Source organism: Shewanella rhizosphaerae, assembly GCF_019457655.1.
GTDB lineage: Bacteria > Pseudomonadota > Gammaproteobacteria > Enterobacterales > Shewanellaceae > Shewanella > Shewanella loihica.
On the sequence record NZ_CP080420.1, the window covers coordinates 4,061,043 to 4,086,446 of the forward strand.

Here is a 25,404-nt window from a genome sequence, read left to right on the forward strand (position 1 = left end):
AGGTTAACCCTTTAGCTTACAACTGGTTTTATATTCGGTTTCGCCGTGATCATGGCTGTGATTCTCACACTTCACCTCGACGTTAGACTCAAGCGCCTCCAGGATAGAGCAGTGTTCGGCGCTCTCCGGCCCGCCACAACAGGCATCGGATAACCGCTGCAGAGAGACGCGAAAATGGTTCAGCTCGGCGATCTTCTCTTCCACATTGGCCAGCTTGATATCCACCATCCCCTTCACGTCGGCGCAGGCCCAGTTGGACTTGTCCAGATCGATAGATAACAGCTCGGTGATCTCCGACAGGGTGAAGCCCACCGCCTTGGCCCGCAGAATGAAGCGCAGACGCTCGGCGTCCTGTTCTGTGTAGAGGCGATAACCCGAGTCGCTGCGCGTCGACGGCGACAACAGGCCATGTTTCTCATAGAAACGCAGGGTATCGGCCTTGACCTCACACTGTTTGGCTAACTCTCCAATACGAAACATCTTGCCTCCAGGGCGCCTTTTTCATTGCGATAGTGCCAGTATAAACCTTAGAGTTAAATCTAAGGTCAAGGGTTATTCTGCCGTAAATTACAATCTGTTGCTTGTTCGCCATGGCGTATTGTGAAATCGCACAGAAAAAAACAGCATGGCACACAGTTTTACGGTAAAATACGCGCGCCGCGATGGGGAGTCGACTATTTGAGGGGCTTTTGGAAAGCAATACGCTTATGGTTAGCAAGCACTAACTGTTCTGTTTTCCGAAAGATCCTTAAAATAACCACTGGACCCTGTACCTAAAATGAAGAATGCCAGACCTATTCGTCGCGCGCTGTTAAGCGTTTCTGATAAAACCGGAATCCTGGAGTTTGCACAAGCCCTGCACGCTCAAGGTGTTGAACTGCTATCTACCGGCGGCACCGCCCGTCTGCTAGCAGACAACGGTGTGCCTGTCATTGAAGTCTCTGACTACACGGGCCATCCTGAGATCATGGACGGCCGCGTAAAGACCCTGCACCCTAAAGTGCACGGCGGCATCCTCGGCCGTCGCGGTATCGATGAGATAGTGATGGAACAGAACGCCATTAAGCCTATCGATCTGGTTGCCGTTAACCTCTACCCCTTTGCCGAGACTGTGGCCAAAGAAGGCTGCACCCTGGCCGACGCCGTGGAAAACATCGACATCGGCGGCCCAACCATGGTGCGCTCTACCGCGAAGAACCACAAAGACACCACCATTGTCGTTAACGCCAAAGACTATGATCGCGTGATCCAAGAGATGCAGGCCAACCAGGGCAGCACCACGCTGGAGACACGTTTCGATCTGGCTATCGCCGCCTTCGAACACACGGCCGCCTACGATGGCATGATCGCCAACTACTTCGGCACCATGGTACCGGCTCACAGCCAAGACGAATGCCACCAGGATTCTAAGTTCCCACGCACTTACAACACTCAGTTGGTGAAGAAGCAAGATCTGCGTTACGGCGAAAACAGCCACCAGAGCGCCGCCTTCTATGTAGACCTCAACATAGACGAAGCCTCGGTTGCCAGCGCGACTCAGCTACAGGGTAAGGCACTGTCTTACAACAACATCGCCGATACCGATGCGGCGCTGGAATGCGTCAAAGAGTTCAGCGAGCCGGCCTGTGTTATCGTCAAGCACGCCAACCCTTGTGGCGTAGCCATCGGCAAGGATCTGCTAGAGGCCTACAACCGCGCCTACCAGACCGACCCAACCTCAGCCTTCGGCGGTATCATCGCCTTCAACGGTGAGTTAGATGCAGAGACTGCCAGTGCCATCGTCGAGCGTCAGTTTGTCGAGGTGATCATCGCACCAGTCGTTAGCCAGGCGGCACGCGACGTGGTAGCGGCCAAGGCCAACGTTCGTCTGCTGGAGTGTGGTCAATGGGCTAGCAAGACCCGTAGCCTGGACTACAAGCGCGTCAACGGCGGCCTGCTGATCCAAGACAGAGACCAAGGCATGGTCGAGATGAGCGACATCAAGGTAGTGACCAAGCGTCAGCCTACCGAAGCCGAGATGAAAGATCTTATGTTCTGCTGGAAGGTGGCCAAGTTCGTTAAGTCTAACGCCATCGTCTACGCCAAAGACAGCATGACAATCGGCGTGGGCGCCGGCCAGATGAGTCGCGTCTACAGCGCCAAGGTGGCCGGTATCAAGGCTGCCGATGAGAATCTGGAAGTCGTAGGTTCTGTCATGGCATCCGATGCCTTCTTCCCGTTCCGCGATGGCATCGACGCCGCGGCGGCCGCCGGTATCAGCTGCATCATCCAGCCGGGCGGTTCGATTCGCGATGAAGAGATCATCGCAGCCGCCGACGAGCATGGCATGGCCATGGTCTTCACCGGCATGCGTCACTTCCGTCATTAATTTGCTTTCGCGCCTGGGTCACAAGCCCGGGCGCCGTTTTAAGGATATAGCATGAACGTATTAGTAATAGGTAGCGGCGGACGCGAACACGCCCTGGCCTGGAAGGCCGCCAAGTCACCTCTGGTCGAGAAAGTCTTCGTGGCGCCAGGCAACGCCGGCACAGCGCTGGAGCCTAAGCTTGAGAACGTTTCGATTGCCGTCGAAGCCATCTCTGAGCTGGTGAGCTTTGCCAAGGAGCAGGCGATCGAACTGACTATCGTCGGCCCGGAAGTGCCGCTGTCATTGGGCGTGGTCGATGCCTTCAACGAAGCTAAGCTACCTATCTTCGGTCCAACCCAAGGTGCGGCGCAGTTAGAGTCTTCTAAGGCGTTCACCAAGGACTTCCTGGCCCGTCACAACATTCCGACGGCGGCCTACTCGAACTTCACCGAGATCGAGCCTGCCAAGGCTTACGTTACCGAAGTCACCGCCAACACTGGCTTCCCTATCGTCATCAAGGCCGACGGCCTGGCGGCGGGTAAAGGGGTGATCATCGCTCAGGATCAGGGCGAGGCCGATGCGGCTATCGAAGATATGCTGGCCGGTAACAAGTTTGGCGAGGCGGGTTCTCGCGTGGTGATCGAGGAGTTCCTCAAGGGCGAAGAAGCCAGCTTCATCGTCATGGTCGATGGCAAGAATATTCTGGCCATGGCCAGCAGTCAGGACCATAAGGCCAGAGACAATGGCGACAACGGCCCAAACACGGGCGGCATGGGCGCCTACTCTCCTGCTCCAGTGGTCACTCAGGCGGTTCACGACTGGACCGTTGAAAACGTCATTCGTCCAACCGTAGATGGCATGGCTGCTGAAGGTAATGTCTACACAGGTTTCCTCTACGCCGGTCTGATGATTGCGCCAGATGGCAGCGCCAAGGTACTGGAATACAACTGCCGCTTCGGCGACCCTGAGACTCAGCCTATCATGATGCGCCTTCAGTCAGATCTGGTCGAGCTCTGCCTGGCCGCCACCCGTGGCGAGCTGGACAAGGTGACCGCCGAGTTCGACAGCCGCGCCGCCGTAGGCGTGGTGATGGCTGCCGGTGGCTACCCAGATGCCTATCGCAAACACGATGTGATTGAGGGACTCAGCCTGGGCGGCGATGATGCCAAGGTATTCCATGCAGGCACCAGCATGAAGGATGGCCATGTGGTTACCAACGGCGGCCGCGTCTTGTGTGCCACCGCCCTGGGCCAAGATGTGACTCAGGCGCAGCAGCGTGCCTATCAACTGGTCAACGAGATCCACTGGGATGACGTCTATTTCCGTACCGATATCGCCTATCGCGCCATCGCCCGGGAAAACGAGCAAGCCTAATACCCATAAAGGGATATTCATGGAAAGTTGAGATCTAAGTCACGCTCAGTTTTCATGCAATAAAATCGCATAAAAGCACCTATACTCCATAAGGGTATTAGGTGCTTTTTTATACGACTCAATAAGTTAACTGCGAATCCCGAATCATGTATTAAAAATAGCCTGAATACATTATTTCCATACAATAAAAACCACAATATTAGCATAATTCAATATTTTACCCTCATATTGCAGCAGAATATTCACATCTGTATACTCGCCGCCTCTGTTTTTTAAGCTGGAGGCTTAATGAGATACTTCATCCTGTTGTTCACCCTTTTACTCACCGCTTGTGGCGGAGGCGACTCGGACAGTCCTGCACCGCAAGCCGAAAAACTAGCGCACCCTGGCATTCAAATTCAGGAACTGGTGCAAACCTATGCGCCAGATCAGCGCCTCACCCCGGCCATCACGGGCAAGTTAGGCAGCATCAGCTACCAATTGGTTAACGGCGCCCCAGCCGATGTAGTCAAGATCTCTGCCGACAAGCAGTATCTCGCTATCCTCAATGCCGGCACCACAGAACTGATCGCCACAGATAGCGGCAACAGCCAGACCAAGCCGGTCAGCCAACGTTTTAGTATCAGCATCAATAAGGCACCGCGCACGCCGCTACTGACTAACGATATCAGCCAGGACTATGTCTCCGGTGCCCAGCTCACTCCTAGCATCAGTGGTGTCAAAGGCAGCCTCAGCCTGATGCTGGCCGAGGGTCAGCCTGCAAACGTGGTGACAGTCGACGCCCAGGGTAAGATCACTGTGCAAGGCAGCGGCAGCGTCAAACTGCTGGCCAAAGACGATGGCGGCCGTAACTTCCAGGCCGACTCGCGTGAGTTTCAGATCAACATCTCGCCTGCCGAGACCGCCTTTGCTACTTATCAGAATATCACAGGCAAGCCACTGATCTTTGGCGGTAAGCTACTGCCCGTCTACAGCGGCACGCCCACCACAGAGGCCCACTACCAACTGGTCGCAGGCGCCGATACTCAGGTCGTTCAGGTACACCCCACCACAGGGGCGATGAACATACTTGGCGCCGGTGAGACCCAGGTTGAGGTGCAGCAAGTCGCGCCGGCCAACCATACTCAGGTGCCAGTTCAACGCTTTAGCGTTCAGATCGACAAGGCGCAGAACCTGGCCTTCAAGGTAAGCGATGTCACCACACGTTTCGACGCCGATAAGACGGCGAGCTTCAATGTCACCGGCGTCCAGGGTAATCTACATTACGCCATCAAGGCGGGCGCGGCCGAGGATGTCATCAGCATCACAGATGCCGAGCAGGGTGAGTTTAGCTTCCAGGGTGTCGGCGAGACAGAGGTCGAGGTAACCGACGCCGGTAACCACAACTACCTGAGCGCGACTCGCACCTTCAAGGTCAAGGTCGAGGCCATGATCGCCGGCTCACTGCAGGCAATCGATATCGATACCCAATATCAGGCCAATCAAACCCTGACGCCGCAAGTTGTCGGTGCCAAGGGCAAGCTGAGCTACAGCCTGACCGCTAGCAGCGCCACCGATGTGGTCACACTGGACACCACAACCGGCCAGATGCAGGTGTTGAAGCCAGGCACTGTAGCGGTGCTAGTTAAGGATGATGGCGGCGAGCTGTGGACGGCGCAAGCGCAGCAGTTCACTGTTACCATCGCCAAGCAGGATAACAGCCTGTTCGTCGTGGAAAATAGCCGTGTGGACTTTGCCGCTAACGCGCCCTTCGTCCCTCAACCTAGCCATAATCAGGGCCAGGTCAACTACCAGGTAGACAATGGCGGCGACGGCGTCTTCAGCCAGGATGCCGATACCAAGGCGATCACTATCGTCGGCGCAGGCCGAGGCTGGATCACAGCAACCGATGCAGGCAATGACTTTTATAATCCCGCCAGCAGCCGTTTCTTCGTCGATGTGGCGCCGCTATACGGTAGCCTGCAAATATCGTCCGTGCGCAGTCAGTATGCGCCGGGCAAGACGATCGCTATCCCCATGTCGGGCGTCGTCGGCAGCCTGAGTCTGAAGCTACATAGCGGTCAGAGTGATGTGGTCAGCGTCGACCTAGCCAACAAGACCCTGACGGTTAAGAACGCCGGCAGCGTCACCTACATAGTGACAGACAGCGGCGATGCCGGTCATCTATCGCAGAAGGCCGAGCTAAATGTGGTGATCGACAAGGGCAGCGAAAACCCTGAACTGGCACTCTCAAGCGAGTTGATCAGCGCGGTATACAGTGCTGGCACCAAGCTCAAGGCACCTGGCGTCAGCGGTCGCGGCATCGACAGCGAGATCAGCTACTATGCAGATCTTTCGTCCAGCAAGGTAGTTAGCCTGAACGAGACGACAGGTGAGATGACGGTGCTGGCGGCCGGCACGGCTAAGGTGACTGTGATCGAGCAGAGCCGTAACTACGAGCGCACCCTGCGCGACTTCAACGTCAGCGTGGCCAAGGCGGCTCACCCCGGCCTCAGCCTGGATGAGATCACTCAATCAGTGGTCTACTACCCGGACCGCAAGGTGTTACCGCCAGAGTTTACCAACGCCTTTGGTAACCTCACCTATGCCTTCGGTCTGCAGGTATCTCCCGAGTATGCCGAGCTCACCTCGACGGGCGAACTCACCCTGCATGCCTATCCGCGTTCTGGCGATAACGACTACTTCGACATCATAGTCACCGACGATGGCGGCAACAATTATCAGAGCACCAGCCTGAACTACAAGCTATTCCTCAAGGATATCGAGCCAGGCCTTGGCGAAGAAGCCAGCCTGACCTTCGATGGCAGCGAACTGCAGCTCGTCTCACCGGCAGAGGTTGCCGCGGGCGATGTCTCCTACTTCACCGCCATAGGTGGACGTGGCGATGCCATCAGCAAGGATGGCGACGATGAACTGAGTGGTGGCTATACCACTATGCTGACACAGGTGTGTACCGACCCGGACAATTACAAGGGCTGTACCTTTATCACCCTGAGGCTGCAAAACACCAGCCTGTGTAGTGATGGCAGCCGAGTCGCCTATCCAATCGCATCTGACAGCCGTTACACCTGCCCAGGCCTGAGCCAGCCGGTCAGCTCCGAGGTTAGCGTCAGCATGCATGACGAGGATCCTTACAACGCCTGGTTCGTTAATCCAGGACGTTTTAAGACCCTCAAGCCTATCGTGGTGACTCATTTTGCCAAGCCATATCGCAGCGGCGACATGGTCGAGGCGGGTGACATTCAGGCCAGAGCCTGGTGGCTGATCAACCTGGATATCACCAAGAAGTAAGCTCGACTTTACTCCTTACACAAAAAAAGCCCAGTTTAGACTGGGCTTTTTTATTCCTCTTCTGCTTTTACCTGAGACATTAGGAGCTAGGACAGTCCTTAGCGAATCTAATCAATGCCCCGAGGCGATCGCCTTGCGGGCGATCTTGTCGATAAGGCCTGGGGCGATGATCTTAAACCAGCGACCCAAACGGCCCCGCGTCGAGGTGATTAGCAGCCGCTTGCGCCCGGCAATGGCCGGCAGCATCATCTGGGCGCACTGCTCGGCGGTGATGATCTTAGCCTCTTGCATAGGGCTCTTGCCCAACGGCTTCCCCTTACCGTCCAGCGCCCGTTTATGGATCTCAGACACCACGAAATCGGGACAGATATGGGTGACGGCCACATCATGTTCCACCAGCTCGATACGCAGCGAGTCGAAGAAACCCATCACCGCATGCTTAGAGGCGCTGTAACCGCTGCGGGTAGGCACACCGGTGAGTCCTGCCACCGAGGCCACCACCACTATCTGACCACGACTGGCCTTGAGGTGCGGCAGAGCAAAATGGGTCAGCATGGCCGGGGCCAGGTAGTTAACCTGCATCACACGCTCGAGAATAGAGAGGTCTTCGAGTTCATCGAAGCGCGACCACATGGTCATGCCGGCATTGTTGACCAGAATATCCAGGCGACCGAAATGGGCCACACAGGCATCGATGAGGCCTTGGCAGGCGTTGGCGTCAGTGACATCGGCAGGGATCACTAAGGGCGGCACGCTGGCGATGGACGAGAGCTCCTCCTGCAGGGAGTGCAGTCGCCCCTGACTGCGGGCGGTGAGCACCAGGCGACAACCCAGGGGCGCCATTGCCTTGGCCAAGGCTCGGCCAATTCCCTCGGAGGCACCCGTGATGATAACGACCTTGTCGGCTAAAGTTTGCATCGAAAACCTAAGGTGTGAATGGATGGATAAGCCACAAATTCACACACTTAAGCCCAAAGTACAAGCCTTAAAACGGGTCGATTATGGGGTTAGGCCATCAGGCGATGCACATTGTCGGTCGGTGTTGTGAGGTATTGATCCAAGCTCTTGGGGCGGCCGATGGCATAGCCCTGGGCATAGTTGATGCCGATCGACTCTAGCCTGTCGATGATCTCCTGATTCTCCACAAACTCGGCCACCGTCTCTATGCCCATCACGCGGCAGACATCGTGTATCGATTTGACGATGGCGTAGTCCTTGGCATTGCTGGCAAGCGACTTGATGAAGCAGCCGTCGATCTTCACATAGTTCACCGGCAGCTCCCGCAGGTAGCCGTATGACGCAAAGCCGGTACCGAAATCGTCCAGGGCGAAGGAGAAGCCCTGTTTCTTCAGCTGATTGAGCATCTCCATCGCCCGGTTACGATTCTGAATCGCGCTGGTCTCGGTGATCTCAAAACAGATGCACTGACTTGGGATGGCGAATCGTTTTAGCTGGGCGATGATATAGTCCACCATGCCCTCGGCCCCTAGGCTGTTGGCCGAGAGGTTGATAGACAGGCAATGATCCGCCCACAGCTCCTCGTGCAGGGAAAGCCAGAGGAAGGTCTTACGTATCACCTCTTTATCCACATCTGTCATCAGCTTAAAGCGTTCCGCCGCAGCGATAAACTGCGCCGGTGCCAGGATACGCCCACAGGGTTCCTGGATCCTCAGCAGCACTTCCATCCGCTGCTTGCCCTGTAGCCCCAGCGCCTTGATTGGCTGATAGTAGAGCAGCAGCTCGTTGTGTTCTATCGCCTGGGCGATACGCACCGCCCACTTTGGAGCATTACGCTGATAGGTGAGTTCCTTGTCCTTATCATCATAAAAATGCACCTGATTGCTGCCCTTGCGCTTGGCGGCGATACAGGCGATATCGGCATCTTTGAGCAGCTCCAGCGCATTAATGTAGGGCGCTCTGGCCAGTGCCACCCCGGCGCTGATCCCCACATGATAATGACAGCCGTGATGCTCCATCACCTGTTTACCGACGGCATTGATGATCTGTTTCACCTGCTGAGCCAGCGCCACCACCTCTAAGTCTTTCAGCGCTAGGCCAAACTCATCACCACCCAGGCGAGCAAGCAAGCCCTGCCCCTCCAGGCTGGCCTGAATCGCCTTGGCCACCATCTTCAACATGGCATCGCCGGCGTTGTGACCGCAGGAGTCGTTGATCAGCTTAAACTGCTCCAAGTCGAAATAGCAGATCGCCAGGGTCTGGGCATCTTCGGCAAAGGCTTGTAATCGCTCCTCGAAGGCGCAGCGGTTGAGTAGGCCGGTGACATTATCGAAGTTTGCCCTACGTCTGAGCTGATGCTTGAGCAGCTCCTCCTGGGTGATGTCCCGCAGCACGATCACGGTGCCGATTATCTTGTTGTTCGGCCCCTTGAGGTTGCTGATGCTGCGCTCCATCAGCCTGGGCGTATGGCTGGTAAACTTGACCTTGCTCAGCATGGGCGTCGGCGTGCCGCTCGCCATGAAGGCAAACAGCGACTGATTCAGCTCGGGCTCGCTGCGAAACACCTTGTCCAGATTCATCCCCACCGCAGATTCGGCCTTCACCTTGAGCAGCCGCTCCGCCTGGGGATTAAGATAAATCACCTTGGCCCAGCTATCGGTAAGGATCACTGCCTCGGCAATCGCCTCGAGGGTGATCTTGGAGCGCTCCTTCTGCTGGAAGATACGCGCCAGCAAGCTGTTGACCTGCTCGGAGATCACCATAAATTCTGAGGTGCCCTTGGCTCGGATCGGTTGATAGGTCTTCGCCGTCGGATCTACCCGCGAGAGCTGACGCAATAGCTGCTTGAGGGGATCGACCACCCCATGGCGCAGCCAGAGGTAGCCCAGCAACAACAGCAACAGGCTGATGCCACCTATGAGATAGACCAGGGTCGCCGGGCCGCTCTGCACCAGGCTGTCTCTCTGTGTCAGCTCGATATCCAAGAGCAGCGAATGGTCGCCGAGCAGGCTGGGGACCTCCAGGGTCACCCGCTGTGGCGATGTCTGCGCCAGCAGGCTAGGCGTGGTGGTCGCGAGCCTCAGTCCTGCCAGCGACGAATAAGCTTGATAGTGTTCGAATAATTGATTGTCGACCCGGCGCACCATCAGCAGGCGCCTGTTATCAGACAGAGGGATCACGCAGGCCAGAAAACCCTGCTTTCCCTGGAGCAGAAAACCGGTGCGAACGCCATCCAGAGTCAGGAGTTTGGGCCAGAGCGCATCGAGATCCAAAGCCAGGGTTTCCGGGCTGGGCTCTGCAAAAGCGCGAATGCCATCTTCCTCAACGCCGAAGAGGCTGACATGGGCAGACAGGGCCATGGCATGCCAGGTCGCCGACAGGGTCTGACGCTGCTCTACAGGCAAGAGCGCCATGGGCACGCCGTAGAGCTGGGCCAGCATCTCAAACTGCCCCAGATCTTCCTCGAGATGGTGGGCGATATTCTGCTGCGCACGCTGACTCATCTCCTGGCGAAGATCGCTCAGGCGCAGTTCATACCAGGCATTTAACCCATAGGAGATGGCCATGATGGCGGGCAGGCAGAAGCCGGCCACAAAAACCACAATTTTCTTGCTAATGCGCATCTTGTCTCTGAGCCATCCTATCGGTGTCGCGTTTTGGGGCTAAGTTCGAATCGGCGAGGAAAATACCCTATTTGCCCTAGGGTTTAAACCGCCGGGCGACTGCCCGTTGCAAAACTAGCCAATAGCCTGCCTTCGGCGAATGGCCGCTGCATTGACTTAGCGCAGGAATTGACGATTGAACGGTAATTCTAAGGACAAATTGGGAGCCAGTTCACCGCCAAACGTGAGTTGTGAAGCTTTTGTGATAATTTGGCGATACTTAAGTGAACTCCGAACGCCATGCTTGAAGCTAGGAATCGATCATGTCAATCAGGAGAACACCCATGACCCTACGCAAAATCAGCGCCGGCCTATTGTTAGCCGGTTTAGTCGCCACCCCAATCAGCGCTGCCGAACTCACCATCAGCATCAGCAACCTCACCCATGGCAATCATTTCACCCCAGTCCTCATCGCCGCCCATGATGCTCAGATGCATCTGTTCCAGGCAGGCGAACCTGCCACCAGCGCACTGCAGAAGATGGCCGAAGGAGGTGATATCGCCGACCTCGCGGCCATGGTAGACGGCGCCAGTGGCGTCACCCTGTCTAACCCGGCCGCCGGCCTGATGGCACCGGGGCAGAATGTCACCAGCATTAGCTTTGACTCCCAGGCGATGACTCATCTGTCCTTGGTCGCCATGATACTGCCTACCAACGACGCCTTCGTCGGCCTGGACGGCTGGGAGATCCCAACCACGCCCGGCACCTATACCCTGAACCTCAACGCCTATGATGCCGGCACCGAGGCTAACGATGAGATCATTAATGGCGGCGGCATGCCAGGTGTGCCGGGGATCCCTGCGGCGCCGGGCGGTGATGGCGGCAGCAATGCTAGCGGCGTGGCCGACACCAGCCCCAACGACAAGGTGCATATCCACCCCGGCATTCTGGGTGACACAGATCCTGCTGGCGGCATGAGCGATCTCGACAGTCGGGTCCACCGCTGGCTCAATCCGGTCGCCCGCGTCACCATCACAGTTAAGTAGGAGGCCATGATGAAACTGCAACAGCTCAAGAATGGCCTCCCCTTAACGGCGGCGGCACTCACTGTAGGGTTGATGCTCAGCGCCTGCTCAGACAACGACCATGATACGAATATGCCAGAGCCGCCGGCACCACCCGTGGAGCGTAGCTTTACCCTGACGGTGACCAACCTGACGGCGAATCAACCTATGTCGCCCCTGGCGCTGTTGGCAACCTCCAACGGCTATCATGCCTGGAATAATGGCGAGCCTGCCAGCCTGGCGCTGGAGCAACTGGCCGAGGGCGGCGATCAGTCGGGCTATAGCGCCGAGATGGACGGCATCAATATGGTCGTTAGCGGCGCAGGCATACTCCCTCCCGGGGCGAGTGAAAGCCTGACCCTGACCCTGACCCAAACTGAGGCGGCAACTGCCTCCCTGTCGCTGCTGACCATGCTGGTCAACACCAACGACGCCTTCAGCGGGCTTGACGCCATTGATGTCAGCCAGATGGCAATGGATGAAACCCAGAGCTTCTACACCCCCGCCTATGACGCTGGCACAGAGGCCAACAGCGAGCTCAAGGGGAGCATCCCAGGGCCGGCGGATGGCGGTGAAGGCTTTAATGCGGCCCGCGATGATGTGGATCGTGTGCACCTGCACCCAGGGGTGATCAGCCAGGACGATGGCCTGAGCGACTCTGTGCTCAAAGCCAGTCACAGGTTCGACAACCCTGTGCTCAAGGTAACCATTCAGCGCACCCGCTAGTCAGCCAGGTTACCTGACCAGCTTAATTTAGCATCGACGAAATAAATTCCCTCTGGGCTGGGTCTACTGGATGTAGGCCAACTAGAGGGAGTTTGTTATGTCTGTGATAAACGGTGACAGGACGCTAGGTGAAGGGCGCCGAATCTTGCTGGTCGAGGATGAGCCAGACCTCGCCCGCCTGATCCGTCTCAACCTGGAATCTCTGCAACATGAGGTGACCCAGGTCAGCACTCTGAACCAAGCCAGGCAACAGCTGCGCAGCAAGTGTTTCGATCTCCTGCTGCTGGATCGCATGCTGAGCGACGGCGATGGCCTGACCCTGTGCCAGCAGCTGCGTCAGGAGGGAAAGAGCCTGCCCTGCATGATGATCACCGCCAGAGACAGCGAGGCGGATATCGTCCTCGGGCTGGAGTCCGGCGCCGACGACTATCTGGTCAAACCCTTCAGCGTGTTGGAGCTCAGGGCCAGGGTCAAGGCGCTGCTCAGACGCTCCGCTCAGCAGGCCGCCGACCAGTATGCCCTCACCTTTGACGAACTGGTGATCGACAGCAAGACGCGTGAGGTCACCGCCGCCAACCAGCCCCTGGCTCTCACAGCCAGGGAGTTCGATCTCCTCTACTACCTGGCCCAACATCCACGTCAGGTATTCAGCCGCATGCAGCTGCTGGAAGCCGTGTGGGGATACTCCTATGCGGGTTATGAGCACACGGTCAACAGCCACATCAATCGTCTCAGGGCCAAGCTGGCCTGCTGCCCCAGCAGCAACGAACTGGTGCAGACGGTATGGGGCGTGGGCTATAAGTTCGCCCCACCGGCGGCGCACTAGCCATGGTCAACAGCCTGTTCGGCCGCATCCTGCTGCTTGCCAGCGCCTGTGTCTTGCTGCTGTTTCTCGGCTTCTGGCAGTGGTCTAGCCTGAGTCAGCATCACAGCCAGCGGCTGGTACAGCAGTCCCTGCACAGAGAGCTGGCGACCCACATGGCCGAGATAAACCCGCTTCTATCCCAAGGGATCACCTCGGACGCCGCCCTTAAAGAGGCCTTTCACGACCTCATGTTGCTGGGGCCCAGCTTCGAGATCTACACCTTAGACACTCAAGGCAAGGTGATCGCCTTCGATGCCAAACAGGAGCAGATCAAGACCTACAGGGTGGACATCACCAAGATTCGTTCCTTCCTCAAGGGTGATACCCTGCCAATCCTGGGCACAGATCCCAGGAGTGATGGCCAGCAGAAGATCTTCTCCGCCAGCCCACTCATTGGCCCAAACGGCAGCCTCAGCGGCTACCTCTATGTGATCATCGGCGGCGAAGCCTTCGATAATTGGCAGTCACTCATCCAGGCCAAAGACCTGCCCGAGCGCTGGGGCGTCGCCCTGGGCGGCTGGGCACTATTTACCCTGATCTTGTTTGCCCTGCTGCTGCGTTACCTGACCCGGCCCCTCAATCGCCTCACCCAGGCCCTGGGCGAGCTGGAACACAAACACATAGACCAGCCCCTCGCCCTTCCCCTGGCGCCGAGCCGCAGCCAGGAGATGGCCCAGCTGAATGGGCAGATCAATCGTCTGTTAGAAGAGGTGGCCCAGAAGCAGCGACAGGTCACGGCGCAGCAGGCGGCCAAACAGGAGTTCCTGCTGCATCTGTCACACGATCTCAAGACGCCGCTCACCACCTTGCTGGGATACTTAGATACCTGGCTGCTGAGCCCGGCCGATGCACGCGACGATAGCCTGCTGCAGTACGCGGCCGCCTCGGGGCAGAGGCTACAGCAGCTGCTGGCACAGATGCTCGAGTTGGCGGCGCTGGAGAACGGTCAGATCAAGGCGAACATGCGCCGCGTCTCGCTGCAGTCGATTCTCGATGAGCTCAACCAAACCTTCGCCCCAAAGGCCAGACGGGCCGAGGTCAGCCTCCGCCTAGGGCAATGTGAAAATGAGGGTGAGAGTGAGGGCGAGTGTGAGTTCCTCTATACGGATCCTCAGCTCATGAGCCGGGTGCTCAACAACCTGCTGGACAACGCCCTACGCCACACACCGCCAGGCGGTGAGATAGCCGTCTATCCCCAGACGCTGGCCTCGGGATCTTATCTGGTGATCCAAGACTCGGGCAGCGGCATGCAACCCGAAGCCATTGCCGCCCTGCAACATACTCCTAGCCCAAGCCAACCCGAGCTCTACTATTGCCGGGGCGAAACGCTGCCGCAACTAGGCGTCGGCCTGGCGATCGTCAGGCAGCTATTGGCCAGACTCGGCTGTCGTATCGAGGTGCAGAGTGCAACCGACCGGGGCAGCCGATTCATGATCGCACTGCCCCGATATCGATGAGGTGGGGTTTATTGCGGGGAGATCACCAGGTGGCGGCGGAGGAAAGGGTACGCCAAGCTAGCCAGCGAGGCGAAGAGGCAGGCCCACATGACCACCACCAATGCGGCAACCATATATTGGCCCAGAATAGTGTCTGCGTTAGCAACATAGATATGGTGAATACCATTAAGCAGACCGAAGAAAACTGCGAAACATATCACGCTGATTGCTATAAACTTTTTCATATCGAAATCCTTGTTTTTCCCTGACTGAATTCAGGTTAGCAGATGCTCTCTGATAATACACATTAGTTACTATTCGAATTTATAATAGGTCGAAAAGGTAGGATTAACAGGGAATCGCGGACAAAAAAATAGCCAGTCGAGTTGCCCCGACTGGCTAGCTTTCAAGCTTAATGCCGCTTATTTGTGGTATTGCGCCGACAGTTCGTGAACTGACTTGATGAAGGCGCCGGCATGCTCTGGATCCACATGTTGGTGAATACCATGGCCCAGGTTGAATACATGGCCAGAACCTTCACCGTAACCGGCCAGGATCTGGCGCACTTCTTCGTGGATGCGCTCTGGAGAGGCATAAAGCATAGAAGGATCCATGTTACCCTGCAGGGCAACCTTGTGACCCACGCGGCGACGAGCGTCGGCAATGTCCACTGTCCAGTCAAGACCCAGTGCATCACAGCCAGTCTCGGCCATCGCCTCTAGCCATAGTCCACCACCCTTAGTGAACAGCGTCACAGGCACCTGACGACCATCGGCATGACGGGTCAGACCGTCGACGATCTTCTGCATGTAGCGCAGCGAGAACTCGCGGTAAGCGGTATGAGACAGGGCGCCGCCCCATGAGTCGAAAATCATCAGCGACTGAGCACCGTTCGCTACCTGAGCGTTCAGGTACAGAGTCACAGAATCGGCCAGCTTGTCTAACAGCATGTGCAGCGCCGCTGGCTCGGCATAGGCCATCTTCTTGATCTTCTCGAAGGTCTTGCTCGAACCGCCCTCGACCATGTAGGTCGCCAGTGTCCAAGGTGAACCAGAAAAACCGATCAGCGGCACTTCGCCTTTCAGCTCACGGCGAATGGTGCTCACCGCATTCATTACATAGCCAAGCTCATCTTCTGGATCCGGTACGGCCAGCTTCTTGATGGCATCAAGCGTATCGGTTGGACGCTCGAAACGAGGACCCTCACCGGTTTCGAAATAGAGACCCAGGCCCATGGCATCTGGCACGGTCAAAATATCAGAGAATAAGATCGCAGCATCGAGATCGTAACGACGAAGTGGTTGCAACGTCACCTCACAGGCCAACTCGGCATTGCGGCACAGTGACATGAAGTCGCCGGCTTGTGCGCGGGTTGCTTTGTATTCAGGAAGGTAACGACCCGCCTGACGCATCATCCACACAGGAGTCACATCAACAGGCTGTTTTAGTAAGGCACGTAAATAACGATCATTTTTTAGTTCTGCCATAAGGCTCTATTCCTACGCTTATTGATTTTCGCTGGGACAGTAGTTTAGCATTTACGCGAGTAAAGTAACCTCCATCGGCGCATTTATGTGACAAACGCCGCTTGATTATTTTTTTACCCCCTCACGCTTTCACTCAAGGTTTGGCCTAGAGCGCAAATTGCTCGCCTCAGCCCTCAATTCGTTAGAAAAAAGTTGCACCCCCTCTTTGCCTTTGGTATAAAAAGTCTGCGCTAGCAAGAACAATCAAGAAGCTCGTCGCATCGAGCCCGCAAAAACTTTACTCGCCCAGCGATAGATTTCTATCGCTGGGCATTTTATTTCTGCCCTTCTCACCAACAACGCCTCCGTCATTTTGTATACAAAACAAGCAGATTCGACCAGCTGAAAGATCGCCCGGATCGACTAAAAAATGGTTGATCAAAGCGGTATTTCTCACCTACATTAGAAGTCATAGAATAACTTGCGATGGGGACCATCATGCTAAAGCAATTGGAACGGGCCGAACAGAAATGGGGTGGCGCCAATACACTGATTGATCAATGGCTAAACCACCGTCGTAGGCTGCTGATTAACTACTGCCAAATCGCCGGGCTGCCGCCCTACGAGGCGATAGACAAGTCGCTTCCCGCCTTCAAGTCGGTGAAAGAGTTCTGCGATCTTCTGGTGGATTATGTGTCCGAAGGACACTTCGAGGTCTATGACCGCGTGGTTACCGCCTGCGAGAAAAACGGCGAATCCAGCCAGGCCTTGGCGCAGACCATAGTGCCTAAGATCAGCGAAACCACAGATATGGCCCTGGACTTCAACGACAAGTACACCAGTGCCAGCGACGACAAGATCCTCTATCAGCTGGACAAAGATCTCTCCTCACTCGGCGATGCCATGGAGACACGTTTCCAACTGGAAGATCAGCTACTGGAAGTGCTGCACAGCAAATACTCGGCATAAACGACAAAGAGCAAGCGACTAAGCGCACTTTCCCTATCACTGACATACAATAGCGCAGACATAAAAAAGGCCAGCTAATCAGCTGGCCTTTTCGCGTTATCAATTCCGATTACACGGCAGACTGGAAGATCACTTCGCCCGCTTTTTGTGTGTATGAATCGATCTGGTCGAAGTTCAGGTAACGGTAAGTATCGGCTGCAGTCGCATCGATCTCTTTGGCGTACTCTTGATACTCTTCAACGCTTGGCAGACGACCCAGCAGTGCGGCAACAGCGGCCAGCTCGGCTGACGCCAGGTAGACGTTTGCGCCAGTACCCAGACGGTTCGGGAAGTTACGGGTAGAGGTAGAAACTACCGTCGCGCCCTCGGCAACACGTGCCTGGTTACCCATACACAGAGAACAACCTGGGATCTCGATGCGCGCACCGACACGACCGAAGATGGCGTAGTAACCCTCTTCTGTCAGTTGATCGCGGTCCATCTTAGTTGGTGGTGCGATCCACAGACGGGTTGGTAGCGTCTTGGCGAACTTGTCTAGCATCTTACCGGTTGCACGGAAGTGGCCGATGTTAGTCATACAAGAACCAACGAACACCTCGTCGATCTGGGTGTCTTTCACCTGAGACAGGAGCACGGCATCATCTGGATCGTTTGGTGCACACAGGATAGGCTCTTTGATCTCGTTCAGATCGATCTCGATCACTTCGGCGTATTCTGCATCAGCATCGGCAGCCATCAATTCTGGGTTAGCCAACCACTCTTCCATCGCGGCGATACGACGCTCTATGGTGCGACGGTCGCCGTAACCTTCGGCGATCATCCACTTCAACATCACGATATTAGAGTTGAGGTATTCGATGATAGGCTCTTTGTCCAGCTTGATGGTACAACCGGCAGCACTACGCTCGGCAGAGGCATCAGACAGTTCGAATGCCTGCTCAACCTTCAGCTTCTCAAGGCCTTCAATCTCTAGGATGCGACCAGAGAAGGCATTGATCTTGCCTTTCTTCTCAACGGTCAGCAGACCCATTTCGATCGCCTTGTGCGGAATCGCATGTACCAGGTCACGTAATGTGATACCAGGCTGCATCTCGCCCTTGAAGCGAACCAAGATAGACTCAGGCATGTCCAGTGGCATCACACCAGTAGCAGCGGCGAAAGCCACCAGACCAGAACCCGCTGGGAAAGAGATACCGATTGGGAAACGAGTATGCGAGTCACCACCTGTACCTACGGTATCAGGCAGCAGCATGCGGTTTAGCCAAGAGTGGATCACACCGTCACCTGGACGCAGCGACACACCGCCACGGTTCATGATGAAGTCAGGTAGCGTGTGGTGAGTGTTCACGTCAACTGGCTTAGGATAAGCGGCAGTGTGACAGAATGACTGCATGGTCAGGTCGGCGCTGAAGCCAAGACATGCCAAGTCTTTCAACTCGTCACGCGTCATAGGACCTGTGGTGTCCTGTGAACCCACAGAAGTCATCTTAGGCTCACAGTATTGGCCAGGACGCACACCGGCTACGCCGCATGCCTTACCCACCATCTTCTGCGCCAGGGTGTAACCCTTGCCTGAATCGGCCACATCTTGTGGACGTACGAATACGTCTGAGGCTGGCAGACCTAACGTTTCACGAGCGCGATCCGTCAGACCACGACCGATGATAAGCGGAATACGGCCACCGGCACGTACTTCGTCAAGCAGCACGTCAGTCTTAAGCTTGAACTCAGAGATCACTTCGTCGCTGCCGTGTAGCTTAACCACGCCTTCGTATGGGTAGATGTCGATCACATCGCCCATGTTCATCTTGCTTACGTCTAGCTCGATTGGCAGTGCACCGGCATCTTCCATGGTGTTGAAGAAGATAGGGGCGATCTTGCCACCTAGACAGAAACCACCGGCACGCTTGTTAGGTACGAATGGGATATCGTCGCCCATGAACCAAAGTACAGAGTTAGTCGCAGACTTACGTGAAGAACCTGTACCCACAACGTCGCCCACATAAACCAGTGGATGACCCTTCTGTTTCAGGGCTTCGATCTCATTGATTGGGCCTTTCACGCCCGCTTCGTCTGGCACTATGCCGTCGCGCGCGTTTTTCAGCATCGCCAGGGCGTGCAGTGGGATATCTGGACGAGACCAGGCATCGGGTGCTGGTGACAGATCGTCTGTGTTGGTTTCACCTGTCACCTTGAATACGGTCAGGGTAACCTTGTCGGCCAGCTTAGGACGGCTGAGGAACCACTCGGCGTTCGCCCAAGACTCAACCACTTGCTTAGCGTGAGCGTTGCCCGCTTGCATCTTCTCAACCACATCGTGGTAGGCATCGAACATCAACAGGGTGTTTGACAGAGCCTTAACCGCCAATGGTGCCTGAGCGTCATTGTCGAGCTGCGCAATCAGCGGCTCGATGTTGTAACCGCCCTGCATGGTACCCAGTAGCTCAACGGCGCGCGCCGCAGACAGGATAGGAGATGTTGCCTCACCTTTGGCAACCGCATCGAGGAAACCGGCTTTCACATAGGCCGCTTCGTCAACACCTGGTGGAATTCTGTTTTCCAGCAGGTCGAGGATGAACTCCTCTTCACCCGCAGGTGGATTCTTAACTAATTCGATTAATTCGGCCACTTGATGGGCATCTAGTGGCTTAGGGACTACGCCCTCTGCAGCACGTTCTGCGACGTGTTTACGATATGCTTCTAGCACGGCAACATTCCTCTTTGTTTGGCGTTCTAACAGCGAAACTGCACGTCTTCAATTCTGAAGCTCACAGTCAAGCAGGCTCAACCCGTATTTCCGGCCGCATTATACTACAGCTTTGCAAAAGTATGAATCAGATCACACTCTTAGAAGTGAGAAATTACCGGGATTTCCTAGGGTGCCCAGCAAATTAGCGCAGCCCTGAAACAAATGAAATTAGACAATAGTTTGAATAACATGTTAAGCATTTGAAATACAATAAATTTCAAAGGCAACACAAATTCATTCCAAACGCATAAACCCGGCTCTCTCCTGAGAAAAAATCCCACAAAAAAATTGCCTGGAGGCTCGTAAATACCCGAAGAATCCGCATAATATTCCACTTTCTCAATCAATATGAAGCAGCAAGAGCCATAACCATGAGCCAAATAAATTTAGCGGCAGTCATCTTCGATATGGATGGCGTGCTTATCGATTCCGAGCCGAGTTGGCAGGCCGCCGAATACAAGGTGCTGAGCCAGCTGGGGCTACCCATCAGCCTCAGCGATACCGAGCAGACCACAGGGCTGCGCATCGACCAAGTAGTCGAATACTGGTATCGACGCCACCCTTGGGAAGGCTATGACAATGCGGCGACCGCCGAGGCGATAGTCACGCAAGTGGCCGGAGAGATCCTGAGTCACGGCGAGGCGATCTCCGGCGTCAAGGAGGCGCTCGAGGCCTGCAAACAAAGGGGACTCAAGCTTGGCCTGGCCACCTCATCGCCGACGCTTTTGATCGATGCCGTGATGCAGAAGCTGACCATCAGAGAGCTGTTCGATTCCATCGAGAGCGCCGAGGCGCTGGCCCTGGGCAAACCCCACCCAGAGGTGTACCTCAACTGCGCCAAGGCCCTAGGCGTGGCGCCTTCGCAATGCCTGGCGATAGAAGATTCCTTCAACGGCCTGATCGCCGCCAGGGCCGCCAACATGCACACTGTGGTGATCCCGGCGCCCCATGAGGCGAGCCAGGCCAGATGGGCCGCCGCCCACCAGCAGCTCGCCAGTCTCGATGAGTTCGCCGACTACCTGGCACAATGCACCGCTAAATAGCAGTAAGCCACTCGATTCTGACAACAAAAAGCCCATCCTAGGATGGGCTTTCGTTTGTTTAGATTGTACTTTTGTTAAAGTCTGGGATTACCAGATCTTCACGCGATCTTCTTCGCTCAGGTACATCTTGTCGCCGGCCTTAACATCGAACGCCTCGTAGAAGGCTGGGATGTTACGCGGCGTACCCATGGCGCGGAAATGGCTTGGTGAGTGCGGGTCGGTCAACAGACGACGTCCCAGCTCTTCGTCGCGATAGTTACGACGCCATACCTGTGACCAGCCGATGAACAGACGCTGCTCGCCGGTCAGGCCATCGATCACTGGTGCCTCTTTACCGTTTAGGCTCAGCTGATATGAGCGCGCCGCCACCGTCAGACCGCCCAGGTCACCGATGTTCTCACCCAGTGTGAGGTCGCCATTAACAAACTTACCTGGCAGGGCTTCATAGCCAGAGTATTGAGCGCTGAGCTGAGCACCGCGCTTCTTGAACTCTTCTCTGTCTTTATCAGACCACCAGTCTCTCAGGTTGCCGTCACCGTCATACTTGGCGCCTTGGTCATCGAAACCATGGCTGATCTCGTGGCCAATCACAGCGCCGATGCCACCATAGTTGATCGCATCATCGGCATCCATGTTGAAGAACGGCGGCTGCAGGATAGCGGCCGGGAAGACGATCTCGTTCATCACAGGGCTGTAGTAAGCGTTAACCGTCTGCGGCGTCATGTGCCACTCGGTGCGATCGATTGGCTTACCTAGCTTGTCCAGCATGGTCTTGTATTCGAAGTGAGCGTAACGCAGATAGTTACCCACGAGATCATCGGCCTTGATGCTCAGATCTGTGTAATCTTTCCACTTGTCTGGGTAGCCGATCTTGTAGTTGAACTTAGACAGCTTCTCTTGCGCCGCCACCTTAGTCTCAGGCGTCATCCACTCGAGTTCGTTGATGCTGACTTCGAAGCCCTTGATCAGGTTATGGATCATCTTCTCCATGCGGGCCTTGGCTTCTGGCTTAAAGTGACGCTTAACGTACTCTTGACCTACCAGCTCACCGATCACCTGATCCGCTGCATCTACCGCTTTTTTCCAGCGCGGCTTCTGCTCTTCGATGCCCATCAGCGTCTTGCTGTGGAAGGCAAAGTGCAGGTCGACCATCTCTTTGTTCAGCAGCTCGGCGGAGCTGTCCACCAGGTGGAACATCAGGTAGTCCTGCCACTCCTCGACGCTGAACTGGTTAAATTGCTTGCCAAACTTCTCGAAGAAAGAGGGCTGACGCACGATCACCTCGGTGACCTTGTTCATGTCGGCGCCGTTAGCAAACTGTGAATAATCGAAGTTGCTGACTGTCTTCTGCAGGCCAGCGATATCCATCTTGTTGTAGCTCTTGTTGGCGTCACGTGACTCGGTGCGCGTCCACTGGCTCTCGGCCAGGAAGCGCTCGATCTCGGCAACGTTGTTCGCGGCGCGCTTGGCATTCGCGTAACCGGCAGCAGCCAGCAGATCCGTCACATAACTCTGCAGCGCGGCGCGGTTGGCCACGAACTTAGCATCGTCTTTCAGGTAGTAGTCGCGATCCGGCAGGGTCAGGCCAGACTGGTAGAAGTAGACGCCATACTGGGTCGACTTCTTGGCATCGTTGTTCACATAGAAGCCCAGTGGCATCTGCACGCCAGAGACCAACAGCTTACCCATCTGGTTGGCAACGTCTTGATGGCTCTTGAGGCCGGCGATCTCCGCCATAGGTGCCTTAATCGGCGTCACACCCAGCTGCTCGACCAGGTCGGTATTCATGTAACTGGCGTAGAAATCACCCACCTTCTGCTCGTTAGAGCCTTCGGCCTTGTTTGGCATGGCAGCCACTTCGTCGATGATCTCTTTCAGGGCATTCTGGCTCTGCTCATACAGCACAGAGAAGGCGCCGTAGTTAGACTTGTCGGCAGGGATCGGCGTGTTCGCCAACCAGTGACCGTTAACGCTGTAATAGAAATCGTCCTGATGACGCACCTGAGTGTCGAAGTTTTCCTTCTCAACGCCCGACACCTTTGTCGCTTGTACACTCTCGACCTGAGTGGTGTCATGGCTACCACAGGCGCCTAGGCCCAAGCCCAACGCCACGGCTAATGCCAAATGACTGACTTTTTTCATCTCGAATTCCCCGGTTTTTACGCTTTAATTGTTTATCTTCAGGTTGGTTAAACCATTGCGAATGACACACTAACACCCCAGCCTGCTCGACTGTAGGGCGATTTTGTAACTTTGTATGACGCTTTAACCTGCCTACCAGTTCTTACCCAGGAAGAGGAAGACGGTATTTTCGCCATCATCTGTCCAGCCATAACCGATAGCCGCCGGCCCTATGGCGGTATCTGTCCCCAGATAGAGGCTGCCGCCATAGATGAGATCATTCAGGCTGACGCTGTCGCGGATCGACCAGACGTTACCCGCCTCAAGACTGGCCCCCAGATAGAGGGGATAGTCAGTCATACCCAGCACATCCCGGCCCAGATCGTATTGATAGACGAAGGCGCCGAACACCTTATGGGGTCCGACCAAAGCATTCTTGTGATAGCCCGACAGGTTGAGGAAGCCGCCCAATTCGGAGACGTTGACACTGAAGCCGCGCTCCTTATCAACTGTCGCCAGCGAAGCCTTACCCACGAAGGCATGATTGCCGACACTCAGGGCGCCGCGCCAATCGGCCGTGATCTGGAAGGAGGTCTCGGACGGATCTTCTCCCAGGATGTCGGGCGAGTGTTCACGGCGATAGTACATGTTGACCGTGACGCGATTACCCGAAGTCGGAAAGCTGATGCTGTCCAGGTCATCGAAACCAAATTTAAGATAGGCGCCGTAGGAGCTAAAATCTGCCCGGCCATCGAGGGCCGCATTTTCGAGATAGCCGGTGTCGCCCATCACGCCCAGCTCAATCAGGCCTTCCTTGATGTAGTTGAAGCCAATGCCCATCTCGGCGCGATACTTGACCTGATTTAGCTCCAGGAAACGATTGTTTTCCTCATACAGGGTCCAGTCTTTCTTCTCATAGCCCACCTCGGCACGGGTGAAATAGTTCTGGTCGGAGTCCAGCGGCACATACAACTCTGATGAAAGCAGCTTTTCAAAACCCAGACGCAGCTCGTTACGCCACTCGCCGCCATAGGCGGTGAGATCTGTCATGGTATAGGCCAGATCCAGTGCCACGACGGAGTCTAAGGTGAAGTCATCTTCCCAACTAAAGCCGAGCTGAAAATAGTTAGGTCCCCAGGATTTGGCCCGAGTCTGCAGGATCAGAATCCGCCCCTCTTCGGTATCGACAAACTCGGCGTTAACCCGCTCGAACTTATCCAAGGCATAGACATTGTTGATCCCCTTCTCCAGCTTCGCCTTATCGACCACCTCACCCGGCTCTATGCCCAGGGTCTCTGCCAGCAGCTTCTCGCTCACCTTAGAGTTGTTGTCGAAACGTATGGCAACCACGGGGCGCGACAGGTTGTAGAGCCAGCCGACGCTGGCGGCATCCTTGTGGGCCTGGTAGGCCGTGTATTGCTCAGGAGTCACGGCCAGTTGCTTGAGTCTGCCCAGCTGCTCCTTCACCGCCACCTCGCCCAGACGATAGGCCTCGGGCATAATGGCAAAATCTGTGGTGCTGAGCTCGCCCACCTCGGGGCGGATCAAAATATCTTGCTCCGTCAGCAGCTGTTTCTGCCGCTCAGTGCTGGCATTGGTCAGCATGGTCGACAGCTGATTGAGTACCGCCACCGTGCTCTCCAGCTGATCCCGCTTCACCAATGAGGAACCGATATCTACGGCGATGACGATGTCGGCGCCCATGGCCTTGACCACATCCACCGGCATGTTGTTGGCGATACCGCCATCGACGATAATGCGTCCCTTATACTGGGCCGCCTGCAGCGCGCCAGGAACCGTGGCCGAGGCCTGCATGGCATCCACCAGGCTGCCGCTGTCGATCACCACGGCGCCGCTGGTCTCGAGATCGGTCGCCACGGCGCGATAGGGAATCGGCAGTTCATCGAAGTGCTCAAACTTGTGTACCAGATCCGTCGAGTGTTGCAGCAAGATAGACATAGACTGGCCGCGCAGCAGACCGTTAGGCACCTTCACCTCTTTGTCGCTGTAGCCAATATTGATAGGAATATTGAATCTGTCCCGCTGCTGCTTGCCGCGATAGCTGAGGGCGGCGCGGGGAATGGTATCCGAATAGCCGGCGTTCCAGTTGGACCCCATCATGATCTCTTCGATCTCTTCCGCGCTATAGCCCAGAGCATACATGCCGCCCACATAGGCGCCTATACTGGTACCGGCAATGTAGTCGACGGGAATATGCTCCGCCTCCAGCGCCTTAAGCACGGCGATATGGGCCGCCCCCTTGGCACCGCCACCGCTGAGCGCCAGACCTATCTTGGGGCGTTCTTCGCTCAGGGCTGGGGCTGAGAGGCTTACCAGCAGCAAAGAGAATAGAAAAGGTTTCATCATCGGCGGTGCTTCTTCCTTTGAAAAGA

The 25,404-nt window shown here is 55.9% G+C and carries 17 protein-coding genes; 9 read left to right on the top strand and 8 right to left on the bottom strand.

The features are described from left to right. Nucleotides 1-3: 3 nt before the first annotated feature. Entirely contained in the window at nt 4-480 is a 477-nt protein-coding gene (zntR, locus tag K0I63_RS17615; RefSeq protein ID WP_220081874.1) for a Zn(2+)-responsive transcriptional regulator, read from the bottom strand. 298 nt (nt 481-778) lie between these two features. On the opposite strand from zntR, the gene purH reads away from it, so the two are divergent. The 3 genes from purH to K0I63_RS17630 all read left to right on the top strand — a co-directional run bounded on the left by purH (nt 779) and on the right by K0I63_RS17630 (nt 7,012). Next, nucleotides 779-2,368: a bifunctional phosphoribosylaminoimidazolecarboxamide formyltransferase/IMP cyclohydrolase gene (gene purH / locus K0I63_RS17620; RefSeq protein WP_220081875.1), complete on the top strand. Its 1,590-nt coding sequence runs from the start codon at nt 779-781 to the stop codon at nt 2,366-2,368. A gap of 51 nt (nt 2,369-2,419) precedes the next feature. Next, the gene (purD, locus tag K0I63_RS17625) at nt 2,420-3,721 is read left to right on the top strand and encodes a phosphoribosylamine--glycine ligase (protein ID WP_220081876.1); all 1,302 of its coding nucleotides are present in this window, start codon (nt 2,420-2,422) and stop codon (nt 3,719-3,721) included. 288 nt (nt 3,722-4,009) lie between these two features. Beyond that, nucleotides 4,010-7,012 (top strand): hypothetical protein, encoded by a 3,003-nt coding sequence (locus K0I63_RS17630; protein WP_220081877.1) that lies wholly within the window; start codon nt 4,010-4,012, stop codon nt 7,010-7,012. A gap of 111 nt (nt 7,013-7,123) precedes the next feature. Here K0I63_RS17630 and K0I63_RS17635 read toward each other — a convergent pair whose 3' ends face one another. Together K0I63_RS17635 and K0I63_RS17640 are read right to left on the bottom strand one after the other, a co-directional pair. Further along, the gene (locus K0I63_RS17635) at nt 7,124-7,930 is read right to left on the bottom strand and encodes an SDR family oxidoreductase (RefSeq protein ID WP_220081878.1); all 807 of its coding nucleotides are present in this window, start codon (nt 7,928-7,930) and stop codon (nt 7,124-7,126) included. An 89-nt stretch (nt 7,931-8,019) separates the two neighbouring features. Then, nucleotides 8,020-10,593 (bottom strand): sensor domain-containing protein, encoded by a 2,574-nt coding sequence (locus K0I63_RS17640; protein ID WP_220081879.1) that lies wholly within the window; start codon nt 10,591-10,593, stop codon nt 8,020-8,022. 323 nt (nt 10,594-10,916) lie between these two features. Between K0I63_RS17640 and K0I63_RS17645 the strand changes: the two genes are divergently transcribed. From K0I63_RS17645 to K0I63_RS17660, 4 genes are all read left to right on the top strand, one after another. Further along, entirely contained in the window at nt 10,917-11,618 is a 702-nt protein-coding gene (locus K0I63_RS17645) for a spondin domain-containing protein (protein WP_220081880.1), read from the top strand. A gap of 9 nt (nt 11,619-11,627) precedes the next feature. Continuing rightward, nucleotides 11,628-12,362: a spondin domain-containing protein gene (locus tag K0I63_RS17650; protein WP_220083493.1), complete on the top strand. Its 735-nt coding sequence runs from the start codon at nt 11,628-11,630 to the stop codon at nt 12,360-12,362. A 97-nt stretch (nt 12,363-12,459) separates the two neighbouring features. After that, complete coding sequence (locus tag K0I63_RS17655; RefSeq protein WP_220072418.1) at nt 12,460-13,188, top strand: response regulator transcription factor; 729 nt, start codon at nt 12,460-12,462, stop codon at nt 13,186-13,188. A gap of 2 nt (nt 13,189-13,190) precedes the next feature. Then, a complete protein-coding gene (locus K0I63_RS17660) occupies nt 13,191-14,684 on the top strand; it encodes a sensor histidine kinase (protein WP_220081881.1) in 1,494 nt (497 codons plus the stop codon). An 8-nt stretch (nt 14,685-14,692) separates the two neighbouring features. Here the strand turns inward: K0I63_RS17660 and K0I63_RS17665 are convergent, their stop codons facing one another. Together K0I63_RS17665 and hemE are read right to left on the bottom strand one after the other, a co-directional pair. After that, nucleotides 14,693-14,908 carry a hypothetical protein gene (locus K0I63_RS17665; protein ID WP_220043484.1) on the bottom strand — a complete coding sequence of 72 codons (216 nt, stop codon included), beginning with the start codon at nt 14,906-14,908 and terminating at the stop codon, nt 14,693-14,695. A 177-nt stretch (nt 14,909-15,085) separates the two neighbouring features. Continuing rightward, nucleotides 15,086-16,150 carry a uroporphyrinogen decarboxylase gene (gene hemE / locus K0I63_RS17670; protein ID WP_041509832.1) on the bottom strand — a complete coding sequence of 355 codons (1,065 nt, stop codon included), beginning with the start codon at nt 16,148-16,150 and terminating at the stop codon, nt 15,086-15,088. A 477-nt stretch (nt 16,151-16,627) separates the two neighbouring features. Between hemE and rsd the strand changes: the two genes are divergently transcribed. After that, the gene (rsd, locus tag K0I63_RS17675; RefSeq protein ID WP_220081882.1) at nt 16,628-17,098 is read left to right on the top strand and encodes a sigma D regulator; all 471 of its coding nucleotides are present in this window, start codon (nt 16,628-16,630) and stop codon (nt 17,096-17,098) included. A gap of 109 nt (nt 17,099-17,207) precedes the next feature. Here rsd and acnB read toward each other — a convergent pair whose 3' ends face one another. Further along, nucleotides 17,208-19,805, bottom strand: a complete 2,598-nt coding sequence (gene acnB, locus K0I63_RS17680) for a bifunctional aconitate hydratase 2/2-methylisocitrate dehydratase (protein WP_220043485.1) — start codon at nt 19,803-19,805, stop codon at nt 17,208-17,210. A 413-nt stretch (nt 19,806-20,218) separates the two neighbouring features. On the opposite strand from acnB, the gene hxpB reads away from it, so the two are divergent. Next, the gene (hxpB, locus tag K0I63_RS17685; protein WP_220081883.1) at nt 20,219-20,890 is read left to right on the top strand and encodes a hexitol phosphatase HxpB; all 672 of its coding nucleotides are present in this window, start codon (nt 20,219-20,221) and stop codon (nt 20,888-20,890) included. Between the two features lie 87 nt (nt 20,891-20,977). On the opposite strand, the gene K0I63_RS17690 is transcribed toward hxpB, so the two are convergent. Together K0I63_RS17690 and K0I63_RS17695 are read right to left on the bottom strand one after the other, a co-directional pair. Then, nucleotides 20,978-23,032, bottom strand: coding sequence for a M13 family metallopeptidase (locus K0I63_RS17690; protein WP_220081884.1), 2,055 nt, complete (start codon nt 23,030-23,032; stop codon nt 20,978-20,980). 132 nt (nt 23,033-23,164) lie between these two features. After that, on the bottom strand, nt 23,165-25,378 hold the full coding sequence (locus K0I63_RS17695; protein ID WP_220081885.1) for a patatin-like phospholipase family protein: 2,214 nt from the start codon (nt 25,376-25,378) through the stop codon (nt 23,165-23,167). Nucleotides 25,379-25,404: the final 26 nt, after the last annotated feature.